Source organism: Tepidiforma bonchosmolovskayae, from assembly GCF_008838325.1.
Lineage (GTDB): Bacteria > Chloroflexota > Dehalococcoidia > Tepidiformales > Tepidiformaceae > Tepidiforma > Tepidiforma bonchosmolovskayae.
Genome location: NZ_CP042829.1, coordinates 1,257,149 through 1,273,488, shown reverse-complemented (window position 1 = coordinate 1,273,488; position 16,340 = coordinate 1,257,149). Strand labels below are relative to the sequence as shown.

Genomic DNA, 16,340 nt, shown 5'->3' with positions numbered 1-16,340 from the left:
GCGCTGCTCCCGCCGACGCGCCGGGTGCCTATTCTGCCATAGACGGCGAGTATGGGTGGTATAGGCTGCCGGGTGGCCGGGGAGCCAGTCCGGTTAGCGGCCGGGGGGCGGCGCCTCGTGCACCGGGTCGGCTTCGATGATGAACCGCCGGAAGGCCTCGGCGGCGGCCAGACCCTTCGCCTCGCCCGCCATGCGCGCCATCCCTTCGACGAACAGCGCCACCTCCGGCGAGAGCTGGCTCGGGTGGCAGAGCAGCGCCTGCTTCTTCAGCTCCAGCGTCCCGGAGATATCGACCCAGGCGTTCGGGTGGGCCGCCGCGCCGAGCCACACCTGCCGCACCTTCCACGGTTCGTAGCCGTCGACCAGCAGCTCGGGGAAGGTGAGCCGGTCGCGCGCGGTCGGGAAGACGGCGTCGAGCGTCGCATCGCCGGCCGCGCGGTGGTCCGGGTGGTTGATGTAGGTGTCGGAGAGGAAGCGGTTGGTGGGGTCGAAGGTGATGACGGAGTGCGGGCGGTACTTCCGGATGAGCCGGGCGAGGTCGCGCCGAAGTTCGAGCGTGTGCTGGAGGTAGCCGTCGGGGTAGCCCATGAACTCGAAGTTCCGCACCCCGAGGACGGCGCCGGCTGCGCGCTGCTCGGCCTCGCGGATCTCCGCCAGCCGCTCGGTCGTCATCTCCGGGTCGTCGCTCCCCTTGTCGCCCTTCGTGATGACCACGCAGGTCACCTCGCAGCCGCGGGCGGCCCACTTCGCCACCGTCCCCCCGCAGAGGAACTCGGCGTCATCGGGGTGGGCGACCACGACCATCGCGCTGGGCGGGACGAACTCGGTTGCAGTCATGGGAGGCCTCCTTCGAACGTTGCATGGTGCAACCATCGTACGCCCCGGCGTTGGGAAACCGTTGGGTTTGGCGCCCCGGCCGTTGGGTTTGGCCCGTGCGAACCCAACGCTGCCGCCGAAGCCGGGGCCAGCCGCACCGGGTTTCCAACGCCCGCCGTCCGCAGCCGGAACGGTTTCCCAACGGCTGCCGGATTCGAACCCAACGTTCCCAACGGCCTGATCCTGCTTCTGATCAGATCTTCCAATCCATGAGAGGGCATGGTTCCATGGGATCAGGATGCTCGATGCAGTCGAAATCACGGTGAAAGGCGGCAACGGCGGCCACGGCCTCGTGAGCTACCACCGCGAGAAGTTCGTGCCGCAGGGCGGCCCCGACGGCGGCGACGGCGGCCGCGGCGGGCGCATCTTCCTGCGCGCCGTCGACGACGTCTACACGCTCGAGCTCTACCGCTCGCGGAAGCGGTTCCAGGCCGGGGCCGGCGGCAACGGCGGCCCGAACCTCCGGCATGGCGCCAACGGCGAGGACCTCTACCTCGAGGTGCCGGTCGGCACCGTCGTCTACGACGCCGAGACGGGCGACCTCCTCGCCGACCTCTCCGAGGTAGGCGCTGAGGTGCTCGTGGCCCACGGCGGGCGCGGCGGCTGGGGGAACAAGCGGTTCGCCACGCCCACCAACCAGACGCCCGGGTACTCGCAGAAGGGGCAGGAGGGCGAAGAGCGGCGGCTCCGGCTCGAACTCCGCCTCCTCGCCGATGTCGGGCTCATCGGCCTGCCGAACGCCGGCAAATCCACCCTGCTGGCGGCCGTTTCGAACGCGAAGCCGAAGATCGCGAGCTACCCCTTCACCACCCTCGAGCCGATGCTCGGCGTCGTCAACGTCGGCTGGGAGCGGTTCACGCTGGCCGACCTGCCCGGGCTTGTCGAAGGCGCCTCGGAGGGGTACGGGCTCGGCTTCGAGTTCCTGAAACACGTTCGGCGGTGCCGCGTCCTCCTCCATGTCGTCTCCTGCGAATCGCCCGACCCCGTGACCGACTACGAGCTGATCGAGGGCGAGCTGCGCGCCTACGACCCGGGCCTCGAGCACGTCGCGCGGGTGGTGGCCGTCACCAAGGCCGACCTCGACCACGCCGCCGCGGAGCGCTCGGCGGAGGCCCTCGCGGCGCACCTCGGGCGACCGGTGCGGGTCATCTCCGCCCACGACGGGACCGGCCTCGAACCGCTCAAGGAGGAGCTGATGGCGCTCGTCGCGGCCGAGCGGGCGCGGGCCGCCAGCCAGCCGCCAGCCGAGGTGCCGGTCATCCGGCCCGCGCCGGTCGACCGGTTCGTCGTGACCATCGACGAAGACGGCCGGTACGTGGTCGACGGCTACACGGCGGTCACGTTCGTGAAGATGATGGACACCGGGATGCCGGGCGCGCTCGACGAGGTGATGCGCCGGCTCGAGCGGTGGGGCATCGCCAAGGAGCTGCGGCGGCTCGGCATCAAGCCCGGCGACGTGGTCGTCTTCGACGACGTGGAGATCGCCTGGGAGGGCTGAGGGGCCGTCTTCACAGGCGCGGCCCGGCGGCGTAGGCTCCCTGCACCATCATCGCGGGGAGCAATGCCATGGAGTACGAGCAGATCCTCTACGAGAAGCGGGGCCACACCGTCATCATCACGATGAACCGGCCGGAGCGGCTGAACGCCTGGACCTGGAAGATGGCCGCGGAGCGGAACGACGCCTTCCGGCGCGCCAACGCCGACCCGGAGGTCGCCTCCATCATCCTGACCGGCGCAGGCCGCGGCTTCTGCGCCGGGGCCGACGTGCGCGACGCCTTCCAGCGCGGCCTCGATTCGCAGGGCCAGGCCCGCCGCGAGGAGCGCGACACCACGAACTACGTCGAGCTGGTCCGCACGTCGAAGCCGATGATCGCCGCCGTCAACGGCGTCTGCGTCGGCGTGGGGCTGACCTCCATCCTGCCGATGGACATCATCATCGCCTCCGACCAGGCCCGCTTCGGGATGTTCTTCGTGAAGATGGGCCTCGTGCCCGAGCTGGCCAGCACCTACTTCCTCACCCAGCGCGTCGGGTTCGGCATGGCGAGCGATATGTGCCTCACCGGGCGGCTGGTCGACGCCGAAGAGGCGCTCCGCACCGGGCTCGTGCAGAAGGTGGTCCCGCATGAGCAGCTCATGGACGCGGCGATGGAGTACGCGAACATGCTGGCGCAGAACCCGGACCGCCAGATGGGCTGGATCAAGGAGCTGATCACGAAGAACGGCGCGAACCCGGACTACAACGAGGTGATGCGGCTGGAGCACGGCCGGATCAATGAGTGCTACAGCACCCCCGAGCACCGCGAGGCGGTGGCCGCCTTTCAGGAGAAGCGGCCGGCGAAGTTCCGCTAGGCCTGGGCGCGGCGGGCGGCGTCGCGCATCGCCTGCCACTGCTCGGGGGTCAGGCCCAGCGCCGAGGCCAGCCGCTGCCCGAACTCCTCGAGCGAGCGCCCGGCCGTCAGCCCGCCGTCGACGACAATCGCCTGGCCGGTGACGTAGCTCGCTTCGTCGCTCGCCAGCCAGAGGGCGGCGTTCGCGATATCGGCCGGCTGACCGGCGCGGCGGAGCGGCGCCCAGTCGGCGAGGGCGGTTTCGATCCGCGGGAGGAGCGCCTCGGCGGCGGGGCCGCTCAGCCCCATGCCGGCCGCAAAGATGTTCGTGACCGTCACGCCGGGGCAGATGGCGTTGACGCGGATGCCGAATTCGGCCAGTTCGACCGCGAGGCAGCGGCTCAGGTGGGCCACGGCCGCCTTCGCCGCGCTGTAGACCACCGGACCGAAGCCGGCCTGCAGCCCGGCGACGCTGCTCGTGTTCAGGATGAGCCCGCGGCGGGCCGGCTTCATCGCCCGGGCGGCGTGCTTCGCCCCGAGGAACACGCCGCGGAGGAGGACCGCCATCGTCTGGTCGTAGGCGGCCATGTCGAGCTCGTCGATCGGCCCGGAGACGCCGCCGAAGCCGGCGTTGTTGAACATCACGTCGAGCCGGCCCCAGCGGCCGAGGGCGTGGTCCACGGCGGCGGCGACCTCGTCCTCCTCGGCGACGTTGGTGCGGAGGAAGCTGGCCTGGGTGCCGAGCGCCTCGGCGAGGTGGTGGCCCCGCTCCTCCTGCACATCGGCGATGACGACGCGCGCGCCTTCGGCGACGAACGCGCGGACCGTCTGTTCGCCGATGCCGCTGGCCCCGCCGGTGACGATGGCGACCTGCCCTTCGAGCCTGCCCATGGTGGGGAATCCTCCGGAACGGTGTGGTGGGGGCGAGTCTACGTGCCGCCGGGCAGATGGGCGATTGGCGGCCGCGAGAAGCCCGCGAGAGGCGCCCGGGCACCCTGACCTTCCCCGCGCTGATCGATGCGCGGGGCCCGGATCGTAGCTATCCTCACTGGCGTCGGGTTCGGTCCCCGCCGCGTCCACCGGCAGCGGAGGCAGCGCATGGCCGGCGAACACCCCTGCTACACGGTCGTCGAAGTGCCGGCCGGCCTGACCGGCGAATGGCTGGCGTCGGCGGCGTGGCTCGATGTCCCCGCCGGCGCGCGCGTCCTGGTCGATGCCGCGGCCCTCGAGACGGCGGAGGTGGAGGCCGGCCCCCTCGCTGCCGCGGCGGAGCAGCTGGCGGCGCGGGCCGCGCGGGTGGCGGTCTGCGCGCCGGGCGACCTCGCCTTCGGGCTCGCGCGGCAGGCGATTCAGCTGGCGGGCCTCGCCGAAGGAGTCGTGATGGCCGTCTTCCGTGAGCGGGAGGCGGCGCTGCGCTGGCTGCTGGGGGAATCGGCGGCGAAGTAGCGCCTGCGCGCCGGTGAGCGACGGGCCGGGAACCCCGCGGCTTCGCCACAATGGGGGGCGATCCTCTGCCGGGGTGCTGCCCTGTGGACCGGGAAGAACTGCTTCGCCGCATCGAACGGTTTACCGACCTGCCGCTCCTCATCCTCGCGCTCGCGCTGGTGCCGCTGCTCATCGTGCCGGCCGTCGTCACCGTCCGCCCGCCGTGGGATGACGCGATCCTCGTGGCCGACTGGGCGATCTGGGCCGTCTTCGCCGCCGATTTCGGGGTGAAGCTGGCGGTCGCGCCCCGGCGGGTCGAGTTCCTCCGCCGCCACTGGCTCGAAGGGCTGATGGTCCTGCTGCCGTTCCTCCGGCCGCTGCGGGCGCTGCGGGCGCTCCGCCTGGCCCGCGTGGCGGTCGCGCTCGGGTTCAACGTCCAGGTGATCCGGGACATCCTCGCGCAGCGGGGCACGAAGGTGATCGTCGCCGCGGTGGTGGGCACGCTCGTCATCGGCGCCACCCTCGCGTACCTCGCCGAGCGAGGCGAACCCGGCGCGACAATTACCAGCTTCGGCGATGCCATCTGGTGGGCCGCGGTGACCATGACCACCGTCGGCTACGGCGACGTCTACCCGACCACCCCGATGGGCCGCGGCGTCGCCGTGGCGCTCATGCTGTTCGGCATCGCGGCGCTCTCGGCGCTGACCGCCACGGTCGCCGCCTTCCTGGTCCGCGAATCCCGGGAGGAGACCACCCTCGCCGACCTGCTCGCCGAGCTCCGCGCCCTGCGCGAGGAAGTGGCCCGCCTGCGCGCCGGTGAGTAGCTTCCTGCAACCGACGCGTGTATCGTCCGGGCATCACCTGCACCGGAGGGCAGCCCCCGTGTCGAACCTCATCGCCATCGAAGACGCCGGCCACGTCCGGACCATCCGCCTCAACCGCCCCGAGGTGAAGAACGCCCTCAGCCAGGAGCTCGCCTGGGGCGTGGTCACCGCCATTGAAGAGGCGATGAACGTCGACGACGTCTGGCTCATCTGCCTCACGGGCACGGGCGACGCCTTCTGCTCCGGCCTCGACCTCCGCGGCCCCGGCGACTACAGCCCGAAGTCGCCCCTCAACACCCAGCTCGACGACCTCGGCTGGGTCTCCCAGTTCCTCCTCACCCTCCGCCAGAAGTGCGAAAAGCCGATCGTGGGCGCCATCAGCGGCGTCGCTGTCGGCGCCGGGCTCTCCCTCGCGCTGGCCACCGACATCCGGCTGATGAAGCGGAGCGCCCGCATCCTCGCGGGCTACCCGCGCATCGGCGGGTCGCCCGACGGCGGCATGACGTTCACCCTCTCCCAGGCGATCGGCTACGAGCAGACCATGCGCTTCCTCCTCGAGAACAGGACGGTCGACGCCGAAGAGGCGCTCCGCCTCGGGCTGGTCGGCGAGGTCGTCGACGATGACCGCTGGGAGGCGCGCGTCGCCGAGTACTGCCAGGGCCTCTGCGCGACCGTTTCGCCGATCACCATGCGGCTGACGAAGCGCACGGTGGTGAAGGCGACCACGCCGATCGACCTCGAGGCCCAGTGCCGGCTGGAGCTGGCCAGCATCCGCATGGCGTTCGCCAGCGAAGACGGGCGCGAAGCGCGGGCGGCCTTCCTCGAGAAGCGGCCGCCGGTCTTCAAGGGGCGCTGAGCGGGCCGGATCCGGCCGTTCACCGGCTGTTCCCCCGCCGTTCACACAGGCCGCCCACGATGCGGGGCCGGTTCCCGGCGCCGATCACCCCAGGGGCCAACGGAGCGATCGGGGCGCGTTGCGGGCCGACCGTCGCGGGCGCAGGCCGGGATGCGCCCGCATCTCTCTGCCGTCGCCGTCGCCCGCCGCCGCCCGCGGGCGGGTCGGCTACACTGGTTCGTATGACGGCCATCGTCCGCCCGCAGCCTGCGCCCTTCAAGCTCGTCTCCGACTTCCAGCCGACCGGCGACCAGCCGGAAGCGATCGAGAAGCTCGTCGCGGGGCTCGAGCGGGGCGACCGCTACCAGACGCTCCTCGGCGTCACCGGCTCGGGGAAGACGTTCACCATCGCGAACGTCATCGCCCGCACCGGCCGGCCGACGCTCGTCCTCGCCCACAACAAGACGCTCGCCGCCCAGCTCTGCGCCGAGCTGAAGGAGTTCTTCCCCGAGAACGCGGTCGAGTACTTCGTCAGCTACTACGACTACTACCAGCCTGAGGCCTATATCCCGCGGACCGACACCTACATCGCCAAGGACGCGGACATCAACGACGAAATTGACAAGCTCCGCCATGCGGCCACGCGGGCGCTCTTTACCCGCCGCGACGTGATCATCGTGGCGAGCGTGAGCTGCATCTACGGCCTCGGCGAGCCGGCCCAGTACCAGGAGTTCGTCCTCCGCTTCCGGAAGGGCGAACGGTTCAGCCGCCAGGAGGCCGTCCGCCGGATGGTCTCGATGCAGTACGAGCGGAACGACCAGAATGTGGTCCGCGGGCGGTTCCGCGTGCGCGGCGATTCGCTCACCATCCTCCCGAGCTACGAAGAGCTGGCCGTCCGCATCGACTTCTGGGGCGACGAGGTGGAGCGGATCGTCGAGCTCGACCCGCTTACGGGCGAAATCGTGGCCGAGCGCGATGAGATCGACATCTACCCCGCGAAGCACTTCGTGACGACGAAGGACCGGCTGGAGCAGGCGATCGCCGGCATCGAACAGGAGCTGGAGGAGCAGCTCGCCTGGCTCCGCTCGCAGGGGAAGATCCTGGAGGCGGCCCGCCTCGAGGAGCGCACCCACTACGACATCGAGGCCCTCCGCGAGACCGGCTACTGCCCGGGCGTCGAGAACTACTCCCGCCACCTGCAGGCGCGGGAACCCGGCTCCACGCCGTGGTGCCTGCTCGACTACTTCCCCGATGACTGGCTGCTCGTCGTCGATGAGTCGCACATCACCCTGCCGCAGGTGCAGGGCCAGTACTTCGGCGACCGCTCCCGCAAGGAGACGCTCGTCGAATACGGCTTCCGCCTCCCCTCCGCGCTGGACAACCGGCCGCTCACCTTCGAGGAGTTCGACCGCCACATCAACCAGGCGATTTTTGTGAGCGCGACGCCGGGCGACTACGAGCTCCGCGTCTCCAGCCAGGTGGTGGAGCAGGTCATCCGCCCGACGGGCCTGCTCGACCCGGAGATTGTGGTGAAGCCGACGAAGAACCAGGTCGACGACCTGATGGACGAGATCCGCCGGGTGGTCGATAAGGGCCAGCGGGCGCTGGTCACCACGCTCACGAAGAAGATGGCCGAGGACCTGGCCGACTACCTGAAGGAGATGGGCATCAAGACCCACTACCTCCACTCGGAGGTCGAGACGCTCGACCGGGTGGAGATCCTGCGCGACCTCCGGCTGGGGGTGTACGACGTGGTGGTCGGCATCAACCTCCTGCGCGAGGGGCTCGACCTGCCGGAGGTGTCGCTCGTCTGCATCCTCGACGCCGACAAGGAGGGGTACCTCCGTTCGAACCGGTCGCTCATCCAGACGATCGGGCGGGCCGCGCGCCACGTCGAGGGCCGGGTGGTGATGTACGCCGATACCATCACGGGCAGCATGCAGCAGGCGATCGACGAGACCTACCGGCGCCGGCGGATCCAGGAGGAGTACAACCGGAAGCACGGCATCCAGGCGGCGAGCATCCAGAAGGCGGTGCGCGACATCACCGACCACGTGCGGATGCAGGCCGCGGAGGAGAAGGCCGGGTACGATGCCGGCCCGGCGCCCGGCGCGCTGCCGAAGGACGAACTGCTGCGGCTGGTGAAGGAGCTCGAGCAGCAGATGAAGGCCGCCGCGAAGAACCTCGAGTTCGAAAAGGCGGCGGCCCTGCGCGACCGGATCGTGGAGCTCCGCCGCGAACTGGTGGGCACCGATGCGGAAGAGCTGGCCCTCTTCGCGGCGGCCGCCGGGAAGGGCGGGCCGCTTCGCTTCGGCCGGAGCCAGGCGGGCGGCCGCGACCGCTCCCGGCGCTACCGGCGGTAGGCCCAGCGGCCTACCACCAGCCCTCCCGCACGTACGGCTCCGACCAGAGCGCCACGGAGAGCACCACCGCCTTGAACCAGGCCTGGTGCATCCGCTCCAGGTGCTCCGCGTCGCGGGCGCCCTTCGCCAGGAACGGCCGCATCGTCACCGTGATCGGCACGATCAGCGCGGCCACGTACCGGTAGGGCACCACGTCGGGCGCCCCGGTGATGCCGTCGGTCGCGTTCTTGCCGTCTGCGTGCCGCCGGCCGATCTCCCGCTGGTAGGCGACCCAGCGGTCATCGTACTCGGCGCGCAGGGTGTCGCGGATCCACTGGCCGAAGCGCGCGCGGACCGCCGCCAGGTAGCCCTGGTGCGGGCCCTCGGCGGTGCTGAACGAGGCGAGCAGGAACGGGTGGGAGCCGACGAAGCCGTACCAGGTGTCGAGGATCTCCTCGATCTGCGGCTCGATGATCGGGGCGGCCTCGCGCAGGGCGGCGAGGTCGTCGTCGCTCAGCAGGCAGGCGGCGCGCAGGTCGCGCAGGCCGTCCGCGTCGATGGGGCCCGGGGGCAGGGCAGGGTCGCCGTAGCGGTAGCCGGGGATGGTGGTGGTCGACATCGGTCCCTCCGTGGAGAAGATGTAGGAGTCCTACCGAATGCAGAATGTAGGCTTCCTACAGTACGCTGTCAACCATGGAACCGAGGGAGCGCGCGGCGGGCATCGCGATGGCCCTCCTCCGGCTCGCCCGGGCGGCCGAGGCCGAGGCCCGGGAGCAGGGGCAGGCCGAGGGGCTGACGCCGGCGCAGGCGGCCGTCCTCCGCTTTGCCGCGAAGACCCGGCCCGACATGGCCACGCCCGGCCAGCTCGCGCGGCTCCTCGGGGTGCGCCCGCCGACGGCGGTGGGCATCGTGAACCCGCTGGTCGAACGGGGGCTCATCGAGCGGCGGCCCCACCCGTTCGACGGCCGCCAGTCGGTGCTCGCCCTCACGGCCGCAGGATGGGAGGCGTGGGGCCGGCTCGAACGGTGGCAGGCCGGCCTCGAACGGACGCTCGCGGCGCTCCCGGAGGCCGAGCTGGCCGCCTTCGAAGCCGTGCTCGCGAAGGTGGTGGCCGCCGAGGTGCGGGCCGGGCGGCTGGTGGTCAGCGCGCCCTGCGCCGGGTGCATCCACTTCCGCCCGGATGCCCACCCGGGGAGCGACCGGCCGCACCATTGCGCGCTCATCGACCGGGCCCTCGGCGCCGCGGAGGCCGCGATGGAGTGCCCGGAGCACACGCCGGCCGCCGGGTGACAGCCCCGGTTCGCGCTCCGCGGCCGGGCGAGGCACCATGGGCGCCGTGCGCATCATCGGCATCGACCCCGGGCTCGGCGTCACCGGCTACGGCGTCATCGAGGTGGACGGCGGGCGGGCGACCCACGTCTGCCACGGCGTCATCCGCACGCGCGCGTCGGACCCGCGCGCGGCCCGGCTCGTCGCGCTGCGGGAGCGGGTGTGCGCCATCGCCCGGGAGACGGGCGCCGCGGCGGCGGCCGTTGAGGCGGGCTACGTGGGCGAAAACGCCCGGAGCGCGCTGGCGCTCGGCGAGGCGCGCGCGGCGGCGATCATCGGCCTCGCCGATGCGGGGCTGGAGGTTGCCGAGTACGCCCCGCTCCTCGTGAAGCAGACGGTGGCCGGATTCGGCCGCGGCGAAAAGGAGCAGGTCGCGCGGATGGTGGCCTTCCAGCTCGGCCTTGCCGAGCCGCCGGCGCCGGCCGACGCCGCCGATGCGCTGGCGGTCGCCATCACGCACTGGGCGCAGGGCCGGCTCCCGCGCTGAGCCGGCGCTCAGCCGAGCGCCCAGTCGATTGCCAGCCCCAGCGCAAGGAGCAGCCCGAAGCGCAGGTGGAGGAGCGCGGCATCGCGCAGGACGAAGTTCAGCCGGCGGGGGTTCGCCCCGGCGTTCACGGCCCGCACCGTGCGGACCATCGGCCGGACGCCGGGCAGGGCGGCGAACGCGAGGAGCGACGGCCACGGCAGCGCCCCGGCCGCGATGGCCCCGGCGAGCGCAGCGAACGCCGCGGCGATGAGCAGCCAGAGCTCCCGTTCGGCCCAGCGCCGGCCGAGGATGGTGGCGAGGGTGCGCTTGCCGGCGGCGCGGTCCTGCTCGAGGTCGCGCAGGTTGTTGGCGTGGAGGATAGCGGCGACGAGGAAGCCGATCGGCAGCGAGGCGATGAAGGCGTCGCGGCTCCACCGCTCGGCCTGGACGAAGGCGGCACCCATGACGATGACGGGGCCCATGAAGACGAAGACGACGAGCTCGCCGAGGGCGCGGTAGGCGAGGTGGAGCGGCCAGCCGGTATAGAGGAAACCGGCGAGGAGGCTCGCCGCCCCGACCCAGAGGAGCTGCCAGCTCACGGCCCAGCAGAGGACGAGCCCGGTGGCTGCCCCGGCGGCGAAGCAGGCGATGCCGGCGGCCAGCACCTGCCGGGGCGTCAGCAGCCCCTGCCGGATCGCGCCCGGCGGGGCGAGCGAGCCGGGGCCGTCGGTGCCCTTCCGGTGGTCGTAGTAGTCGTTGACGAAGTTGGTCCCGGCGAGGAAGAGGACGGAGCCGAGCATGGCGAGGAGGGCCGTCCACCAGGTGAACGATTCGGGCGCGGCGAGGAGCGTCCCCACGAGCGCGGGGACGGCCGCGGCGGTGAAGGAGACGGGGCGTGCGGCGATAAGCCACGTGCGGGGCGCAGGCATCGCGGGGAGCGTACGGGGCCCGGTGGGGGAGGGAAAGGGCCGCATTGCGGCGCGGCTGCAGCGGGGGTGAGAATGGCGGATAAGCCAGCGGAGGTTGACGATGTCCGAGGCTGTTCCGGAGTTTTTCTCCGATACATTCGAATTTAGTTTCTCACCCTACGGCCTGACCCTCGCTTTCGGCGCCCGGCCCCTGCGCCCGCTGGCGGAACAGCCCATTCCGCCGGCCGACCGTGCAATCGTGCGGATGTCGCTGGAGCAGGCGAAAATCCTTTCAATGCTCCTGCGCAAGGAGTTGAACCGGTACGAGGCGACGAGCGGCATCGACATCTCGCTCCCGCCTGATGTCTACCGCGAGCTCGGCCTCCGCCCCGATGACTGGCGGCTCCCCGACTGAGGCCGACCTCGAGGCCATCGTTGCGGCCGTGCGGAATCGCGACTATGCGGTTTCGGAACACGCCCTCGCCGGGGGGCCGACCCCGCCCGGCCGGGTATCCGCGATGTCGTTGCCGGCATCGCCGAGGACTTTCCGCGCATCGTCGGCGACGACCGGGGCCAACACGACCCGCGTGGAGCAGTTGCGACCATCGAGTGCGAGAACCGCCAGGGGCGGACGTTGCGGGTGCGGGTCAACTACTCCCGGCGCCCAGTTGTGCTGGTGACCCAGTTCTGGCGCGATGCCGACTATGATTGACGGAGGAGGTCCCCGCCGTGGATGAACCGACCCCGCCCCGAGAACCGGTCGAGGTGCCCGTCCTCCGGATGGGCGACCGTGTCATCTCCATGACGCTGATGGGCGAGCCCGACCCGGAGTACGGCCACGTCTTTTCGCCCGAAGAGGCCGAGCGGTGGGCCGAGCGAAACGCCGCCCTGCGGAAGCTGGCCGGTCTCCTCGAGCACGCCCGGGGTGCGAACCTGGCAGGCGCGGGGTGCTGGCAGGCCGGGACCCGGGCCAGCGGGCTGCGGGCGGTCGGCGGGGCATCGGTGTCCGGGAAACCGGCCGGCGGAGCGTCCACGGCGCTCCCCGACACGCAGCCCCACCAGATGCGGCTGCCGCTTTCCGCCCGGTAGCCGTCACCCGAACGGCCCCAAAATCCAGGCCACCACATCCTTCGGGGTGAAGCTGTCGAACCAGCGGCCCACGTGCAGCGTGTACTCGTGAAACAGCTTCGCCGCCGTGGCCCCCGCCAGCGCGAACGCCGTCGGGCGCGGCCGCCACGAGAAAGTTCGCCACCAGTGGCGGGTGAACGCCACGAACACGAACCAGAACTCGAAGACGTTCGGGAAGAGCATCAGCAGCCACCGCTCGCCGGTGACCTCGAAGAGCGCGAAGCCGACCATCCGGAACGCGTAGAGTGCGACGGCGATCGCCCGGGCCGGGCCCTCCCAGCGGAGCGCGACCACGAGGAAGACGGCCAGGTAGACCTGGTCGCACCACTTGTCGAAGGACTGGTAGTTGCGCACGCCGCCGAGGTCGAGGTAGGCGCGGAGGAAGAGGTCGGAGAGGTCGACGAGGATGGCGATGACGGCGCCGGCGAACGCCCATCGCAGGACGGGCAGCGAACCCGCCACCCGCACGGCGAGGATGACCCACATCTCGAGTGTCATGGCCGGGGATCATACCGGGCGCTTCGCCCGGAGCAGGGGGAGATTGGGCCTCGAGGCAGTCAGGCGCCGAAGCTGCGGACGCCGGCCCGGTCCGCTGCGTCGCGCAGCTGCTCATTACTCCGTGCCGAACGGCATCAGAAGCGCCGTCCCTCCTCGATGAGCGCCTTCACCGGCCGGTCGCCGCGGCCAACGCGCTGCCGAATGGCATCGGCGTCCGCCATCACGGCGCGGACGCACGAGCGGGTCGCCCCGGGGGCGAGCGGCGCCATGCGCGCAACAACCACCCCGCGGTCCGTGACCCGGATGGGAGCCCCCGCGGCGAGGGCGGCATCGAAAAGGTCTCCGCGATAGGCGAGCTTCTCCCGCTCGATGTCGAAGGCTTCGGGCGTTTCCATCCCGCCGATGATAGCAGGCATGACCGGTTCTTTTCGGTCGCGGGGCCAGACTACGGCCGCACATGCGCACGCACGCCCTCCCCTTCCTTGCGCCGCTCCTCGCCCTCGCGGCGGCCTGCAGCGGCGGCTCTGCGCCCGTGGCGACGCCGGCGCCGCCGCCCACGCCGACCGCCACCCTCTCGCCGGTTGACCGCCTCATCAGCTTTCAGTCGGAGTTCCCCGACTGGCCGAACACCGACTTCTCCCGCGCGACCGTGGACCCGCGCGAAATCCTCCGCGGCTGCCCCGCGCGCGACTGCATCCCCCCGCTCGATGCCGATGGCGCCGTCACTATCTCTGCGCCGCGCGGCGGCCGGGCCCGCTTCGCGCCGGCCGAAACGCTCAGCTACGCCGACCGGCTGCCCGTTGCGGTGGTCACGGTCGACGGCATTACGAAGGGGTACCCGCTCCATATCCTCACCTGGCACGAGGTGGTGAACGACCGCTTCGGCGAGCGGCCGGTGGTCGTCACCTTCTGCCCGCTGTGCAACACGGCGATCGCCTTCGACCGGCGCGTCGGCGGGCAGGTGCTCGATTTCGGCGTCTCCGGCAACCTCCGCCACTCCGATCTCGTGATGTGGGACCGGCAGACCGAGAGCTGGTGGCAGCAGGCCACCGGCGAGGGCATCGTGGGCGCCTATGCGGGGCAGCGGCTGGAGCCGCTCCCGGCGAGCATCGTGCCCTGGGGCGAGTTCCGCCGCGCCTTCCCCCGGGCGCCCGCGCTCACCGAGGACACCGGTTTCGATCGGGCCTACGGCATCAACCCCTACGAGTTCTACGACGCCGCGAGCCAGCCCTTCCTCTTCCAGGGCACGCCCGACCCGCGCCTGCCCGCGCTCGAACGGGTGGTCGCGCTCGACCGGGCCGGCCGCGGCCTGGCGGTGCCGATGGAGGCGCTGGCGGCCGCGAAGGTGGCGAACGTGGAGGCGGGCGGCGTACCGGTGGCCGTCTTCTGGATGCCCGGCGCCGCCTCGGCGCTCGACCAGCGGGAGATCGCGCAGTCGCGCGATATCGGCGCTGCCGCCGCGTACGAAGCCCGGCTCGGCGGGCGGACGCTCCGCTTCGCGCCCGGCCCGGAACCCGGCACGTTCACCGACGACGCGACCGGCTCCACCTGGGACATCTTCGGGCGCGCGGTTGCCGGGCCGCTGGCCGGCCGGCAGCTGACGCCTGCCCTGCACACCACGGAGTTCTGGTTCGCGTGGGCGGCCTTCCACCCCGGCACCGCCATCTGGCGGCCGTGAGCGCAGGGCCGGCTGGCCGGTCAGCAGCCTGCGCGGCGGCCCCGAACAGCGTCCGGATGCGAACCTGCGCCGTGGCGGCCGGGCCTGGCTGAGCATCCGCTCAGCCGTTCACCACCCTCGAACGTTCGAACCCCGGCAAGCCCTTGCTCCAAGCTGCGGCAAGCCCGTAGACTCCGGCCGCAAAAGTTGAGGGGGGAGGGATGACGAGTTCCACCAACGGGGCCCAGCCGCTCCTCAGCGTGCGCAACATCACGCTGCGGTTCGGCGGCCTGGTCGCCCTCGACGATGTCTCGTTCGACGTCCCCGCCGGGCAGATTGTCGGGCTCATCGGGCCCAACGGCGCGGGCAAGACGACGATGTTCAACGCCATCACCCGCCTGTACCACCCGCAGGCGGGCGAGATCTGGTACGGCGGGCGGAACCTGCTCAGCCTTGCGGCCCATGAGGTGCCGCGCCTCGGCATCGCCCGCACCTTCCAGAACCTGGCGCTCTTCCCGTCGATGACGGTGCGGGACAACATCCGCGTCGGCGCCCACGCCCGCACGCGCTCCGACGTCTTCTCGCAGGCGCTGCGGCTGCCGTGGGTGAACCGCGAAGAGCGCGAGGCCGAAGCCGCCGTCAACGAAGCGATCGCCTACCTCGGGCTGGAGCGGGTGGCCGACCACCCGGCGGCGGGCCTCCCCTTCGGCACGCTGAAGCGGATCGAGCTCGCCCGCGCGCTCGTGGCCAAGCCGAAGCTGCTCCTCCTCGACGAGCCGGCCGGCGGCCTGAACCACGAAGAGGTCAGCGCCCTCGGCGCGCTCATCAAGGACATCCGCGAGCGGTTCGATGTCACCGTGCTGCTCGTCGAGCACCACATGGGCCTCGTGATGGGCATCAGCGAGAAGGTGGTGGTGCTCGACTTCGGCAAGAAGATTGCGGACGGTACGCCCGCGGAGGTGCAGCGCGACCCGGAGGTCATCCGCGCGTACCTGGGGGTGGAGGCATGACGGCGATTCTCGAAGCGAAGAACCTGCGCGCCGCCTACGGCGACCGGCCGGTCATCTTCGGCATCGATATCTCCGTGCCGCAGGGCGGCATTGTGGCCCTCCTCGGCGCGAACGGCGCGGGCAAGACCACCACGCTCCGCGCGCTGCTCGCCCAGACGCGCACCTGGGGCGAGATCACCTACCAGGGCCAGCGGATCAACGGGGCCTCCACGCAGGACCTCGTCCGCATGGGGATGGTGATGGTGCCCGAGGGGCGCGGCACGTTCGTCGACTTCACCGTGGAGGAGAACCTCCGCCTGGGCGCGTACTCCCGCCGCGACAGCGACGGCATCAGGAAGGACATCGCCCGGGTGTACGAGTACTTCCCGGTGCTCGGCCAGCGGCGGAACCAGCGCGCCGGCTCCATGTCGGGCGGCGAGCAGCAGATGCTGGCGATCGGGCGGGCGCTCATGGCGCGCCCGAAGCTGCTCCTCCTCGATGAGCCATCGCTCGGGCTGGCGCCGCTCATCGTGCAGGAGATTTTCCAGATCCTGACCACCATCAACCGGGAAGAGGGCGTGAGCATGCTCCTCGTGGAGCAGGATGCGGTGCGCGCGCTCAAGGTGGCGTCGTACGCCTACCTGCTCGAAACGGGCAGAGTGGCGATGGAGGGGCCGGCGGCGCAACTCGCCGGCAGCGAAGATGTCCGCCGGGCCTACCTTGGCTACTGAGGCGC

19 protein-coding genes are annotated in these 16,340 nt (G+C 71.4%); 13 read left to right on the top strand and 6 right to left on the bottom strand.

Annotation, left to right across the window (positions count from 1 at the left end; genetic code table 11):
* Nucleotides 1-93: 93 nt before the first annotated feature.
* Nucleotides 94-837: a PIG-L deacetylase family protein gene (locus Tbon_RS06420; protein ID WP_158066861.1), complete on the bottom strand. Its 744-nt coding sequence runs from the start codon at nucleotides 835-837 to the stop codon at nucleotides 94-96.
* Between the two features lie 277 nt (nucleotides 838-1,114).
* Between Tbon_RS06420 and obgE the strand changes: the two genes are divergently transcribed.
* Together obgE and Tbon_RS06410 are read left to right on the top strand one after the other, a co-directional pair.
* Nucleotides 1,115-2,374 (top strand): GTPase ObgE, encoded by a 1,260-nt coding sequence (gene obgE / locus Tbon_RS06415; RefSeq protein ID WP_158066860.1) that lies wholly within the window; start codon nucleotides 1,115-1,117, stop codon nucleotides 2,372-2,374.
* A gap of 68 nt (nucleotides 2,375-2,442) precedes the next feature.
* Complete coding sequence (locus Tbon_RS06410) at nucleotides 2,443-3,225, top strand: enoyl-CoA hydratase/isomerase family protein (RefSeq protein WP_158066859.1); 783 nt, start codon at nucleotides 2,443-2,445, stop codon at nucleotides 3,223-3,225.
* Here Tbon_RS06410 and Tbon_RS06405 read toward each other — a convergent pair.
* A complete protein-coding gene (locus Tbon_RS06405; protein ID WP_158066858.1) occupies nucleotides 3,222-4,094 on the bottom strand; it encodes an SDR family NAD(P)-dependent oxidoreductase in 873 nt (290 codons plus the stop codon). The genes Tbon_RS06410 and Tbon_RS06405 overlap by 4 nt on opposite strands.
* Before the next feature lie 207 nt (nucleotides 4,095-4,301).
* Between Tbon_RS06405 and Tbon_RS06400 the strand changes: the two genes are divergently transcribed.
* The 4 genes from Tbon_RS06400 (at nucleotide 4,302) to uvrB (ending at nucleotide 8,650) form a co-directional block, all read left to right on the top strand.
* Nucleotides 4,302-4,649, top strand: coding sequence for a hypothetical protein (locus Tbon_RS06400; RefSeq protein ID WP_158066857.1), 348 nt, complete (start codon nucleotides 4,302-4,304; stop codon nucleotides 4,647-4,649).
* A gap of 83 nt (nucleotides 4,650-4,732) precedes the next feature.
* Entirely contained in the window at nucleotides 4,733-5,452 is a 720-nt protein-coding gene (locus Tbon_RS06395; protein WP_192498202.1) for a potassium channel family protein, read from the top strand.
* Nucleotides 5,453-5,510: 58 nt separating this feature from the next.
* A complete protein-coding gene (locus Tbon_RS06390; RefSeq protein ID WP_192498201.1) occupies nucleotides 5,511-6,308 on the top strand; it encodes an enoyl-CoA hydratase/isomerase family protein in 798 nt (265 codons plus the stop codon).
* A gap of 221 nt (nucleotides 6,309-6,529) precedes the next feature.
* Nucleotides 6,530-8,650 carry an excinuclease ABC subunit UvrB gene (gene uvrB, locus Tbon_RS06385; RefSeq protein WP_158066854.1) on the top strand — a complete coding sequence of 707 codons (2,121 nt, stop codon included), beginning with the start codon at nucleotides 6,530-6,532 and terminating at the stop codon, nucleotides 8,648-8,650.
* 10 nt (nucleotides 8,651-8,660) lie between these two features.
* Here the strand turns inward: uvrB and Tbon_RS06380 are convergent, their stop codons facing one another.
* On the bottom strand, nucleotides 8,661-9,248 hold the full coding sequence (locus Tbon_RS06380; RefSeq protein ID WP_158066853.1) for a protoglobin domain-containing protein: 588 nt from the start codon (nucleotides 9,246-9,248) through the stop codon (nucleotides 8,661-8,663).
* 74 nt (nucleotides 9,249-9,322) lie between these two features.
* On the opposite strand from Tbon_RS06380, the gene Tbon_RS06375 reads away from it, so the two are divergent.
* Nucleotides 9,323-9,919, top strand: a complete 597-nt coding sequence (locus tag Tbon_RS06375; protein ID WP_158066852.1) for a MarR family winged helix-turn-helix transcriptional regulator — start codon at nucleotides 9,323-9,325, stop codon at nucleotides 9,917-9,919.
* Between the two features lie 46 nt (nucleotides 9,920-9,965).
* Nucleotides 9,966-10,445, top strand: a complete 480-nt coding sequence (gene ruvC, locus Tbon_RS06370; RefSeq protein ID WP_158066851.1) for a crossover junction endodeoxyribonuclease RuvC — start codon at nucleotides 9,966-9,968, stop codon at nucleotides 10,443-10,445.
* Between the two features lie 8 nt (nucleotides 10,446-10,453).
* Here ruvC and menA read toward each other — a convergent pair whose 3' ends face one another.
* On the bottom strand, nucleotides 10,454-11,353 hold the full coding sequence (gene menA, locus Tbon_RS06365; protein ID WP_192498200.1) for a 1,4-dihydroxy-2-naphthoate octaprenyltransferase: 900 nt from the start codon (nucleotides 11,351-11,353) through the stop codon (nucleotides 10,454-10,456).
* Between the two features lie 100 nt (nucleotides 11,354-11,453).
* Here menA and Tbon_RS06360 point away from each other — a divergent pair, with 100 nt between their 5' ends.
* Nucleotides 11,454-11,747, top strand: a complete 294-nt coding sequence (locus tag Tbon_RS06360) for a hypothetical protein (RefSeq protein WP_158066849.1) — start codon at nucleotides 11,454-11,456, stop codon at nucleotides 11,745-11,747.
* Nucleotides 11,748-12,061: 314 nt separating this feature from the next.
* Nucleotides 12,062-12,421: a hypothetical protein gene (locus Tbon_RS06355; protein WP_158066848.1), complete on the top strand. Its 360-nt coding sequence runs from the start codon at nucleotides 12,062-12,064 to the stop codon at nucleotides 12,419-12,421.
* A gap of 3 nt (nucleotides 12,422-12,424) precedes the next feature.
* Here Tbon_RS06355 and Tbon_RS06350 read toward each other — a convergent pair whose 3' ends face one another.
* Together Tbon_RS06350 and Tbon_RS06345 are read right to left on the bottom strand one after the other, a co-directional pair.
* Nucleotides 12,425-12,958 carry a hypothetical protein gene (locus Tbon_RS06350; protein WP_158066847.1) on the bottom strand — a complete coding sequence of 178 codons (534 nt, stop codon included), beginning with the start codon at nucleotides 12,956-12,958 and terminating at the stop codon, nucleotides 12,425-12,427.
* 134 nt (nucleotides 12,959-13,092) lie between these two features.
* Nucleotides 13,093-13,353, bottom strand: a complete 261-nt coding sequence (locus Tbon_RS06345) for a hypothetical protein (RefSeq protein ID WP_158066846.1) — start codon at nucleotides 13,351-13,353, stop codon at nucleotides 13,093-13,095.
* Between the two features lie 62 nt (nucleotides 13,354-13,415).
* Here Tbon_RS06345 and Tbon_RS06340 point away from each other — a divergent pair, with 62 nt between their 5' ends.
* The 3 genes from Tbon_RS06340 (at nucleotide 13,416) to Tbon_RS06330 (ending at nucleotide 16,335) form a co-directional block, all read left to right on the top strand.
* Nucleotides 13,416-14,636, top strand: a complete 1,221-nt coding sequence (locus Tbon_RS06340; RefSeq protein WP_158066845.1) for a DUF3179 domain-containing protein — start codon at nucleotides 13,416-13,418, stop codon at nucleotides 14,634-14,636.
* 200 nt (nucleotides 14,637-14,836) lie between these two features.
* The gene (locus Tbon_RS06335) at nucleotides 14,837-15,625 is read left to right on the top strand and encodes an ABC transporter ATP-binding protein (protein ID WP_158066844.1); all 789 of its coding nucleotides are present in this window, start codon (nucleotides 14,837-14,839) and stop codon (nucleotides 15,623-15,625) included.
* Nucleotides 15,622-16,335: an ABC transporter ATP-binding protein gene (locus Tbon_RS06330; protein WP_158066843.1), complete on the top strand. Its 714-nt coding sequence runs from the start codon at nucleotides 15,622-15,624 to the stop codon at nucleotides 16,333-16,335. Before Tbon_RS06335 ends, Tbon_RS06330 begins: the two co-directional genes overlap by 4 nt.
* The last annotated feature ends 5 nt before the right edge of the window (nucleotides 16,336-16,340 follow it).

What these genes read in the sequence shown, in the direction of transcription:
- Tbon_RS06420 (WP_158066861.1), bottom strand. Translation starts at nt 837, where the DNA reads ATGACTGCAACCGAGTTCGTCCCGCCCAGCGCGATGGTCGTGGTCGCC.
- obgE (WP_158066860.1), top strand. Translation starts at nt 1,115, where the DNA reads ATGCTCGATGCAGTCGAAATCACGGTGAAAGGCGGCAACGGCGGCCAC.
- Tbon_RS06410 (WP_158066859.1), top strand. Translation starts at nt 2,443, where the DNA reads ATGGAGTACGAGCAGATCCTCTACGAGAAGCGGGGCCACACCGTCATC.
- Tbon_RS06405 (WP_158066858.1), bottom strand. Translation starts at nt 4,094, where the DNA reads ATGGGCAGGCTCGAAGGGCAGGTCGCCATCGTCACCGGCGGGGCCAGC.
- Tbon_RS06400 (WP_158066857.1), top strand. Translation starts at nt 4,302, where the DNA reads ATGGCCGGCGAACACCCCTGCTACACGGTCGTCGAAGTGCCGGCCGGC.
- uvrB (WP_158066854.1), top strand. Translation starts at nt 6,530, where the DNA reads ATGACGGCCATCGTCCGCCCGCAGCCTGCGCCCTTCAAGCTCGTCTCC.
- Tbon_RS06380 (WP_158066853.1), bottom strand. Translation starts at nt 9,248, where the DNA reads ATGTCGACCACCACCATCCCCGGCTACCGCTACGGCGACCCTGCCCTG.
- Tbon_RS06375 (WP_158066852.1), top strand. Translation starts at nt 9,323, where the DNA reads ATGGAACCGAGGGAGCGCGCGGCGGGCATCGCGATGGCCCTCCTCCGG.
- menA (WP_192498200.1), bottom strand. Translation starts at nt 11,353, where the DNA reads ATGCCTGCGCCCCGCACGTGGCTTATCGCCGCACGCCCCGTCTCCTTC.
- Tbon_RS06360 (WP_158066849.1), top strand. Translation starts at nt 11,454, where the DNA reads ATGTCCGAGGCTGTTCCGGAGTTTTTCTCCGATACATTCGAATTTAGT.
- Tbon_RS06350 (WP_158066847.1), bottom strand. Translation starts at nt 12,958, where the DNA reads ATGACACTCGAGATGTGGGTCATCCTCGCCGTGCGGGTGGCGGGTTCG.
- Tbon_RS06345 (WP_158066846.1), bottom strand. Translation starts at nt 13,353, where the DNA reads ATGGAAACGCCCGAAGCCTTCGACATCGAGCGGGAGAAGCTCGCCTAT.
- Tbon_RS06340 (WP_158066845.1), top strand. Translation starts at nt 13,416, where the DNA reads ATGCGCACGCACGCCCTCCCCTTCCTTGCGCCGCTCCTCGCCCTCGCG.
- Tbon_RS06335 (WP_158066844.1), top strand. Translation starts at nt 14,837, where the DNA reads ATGACGAGTTCCACCAACGGGGCCCAGCCGCTCCTCAGCGTGCGCAAC.
- Tbon_RS06330 (WP_158066843.1), top strand. Translation starts at nt 15,622, where the DNA reads ATGACGGCGATTCTCGAAGCGAAGAACCTGCGCGCCGCCTACGGCGAC.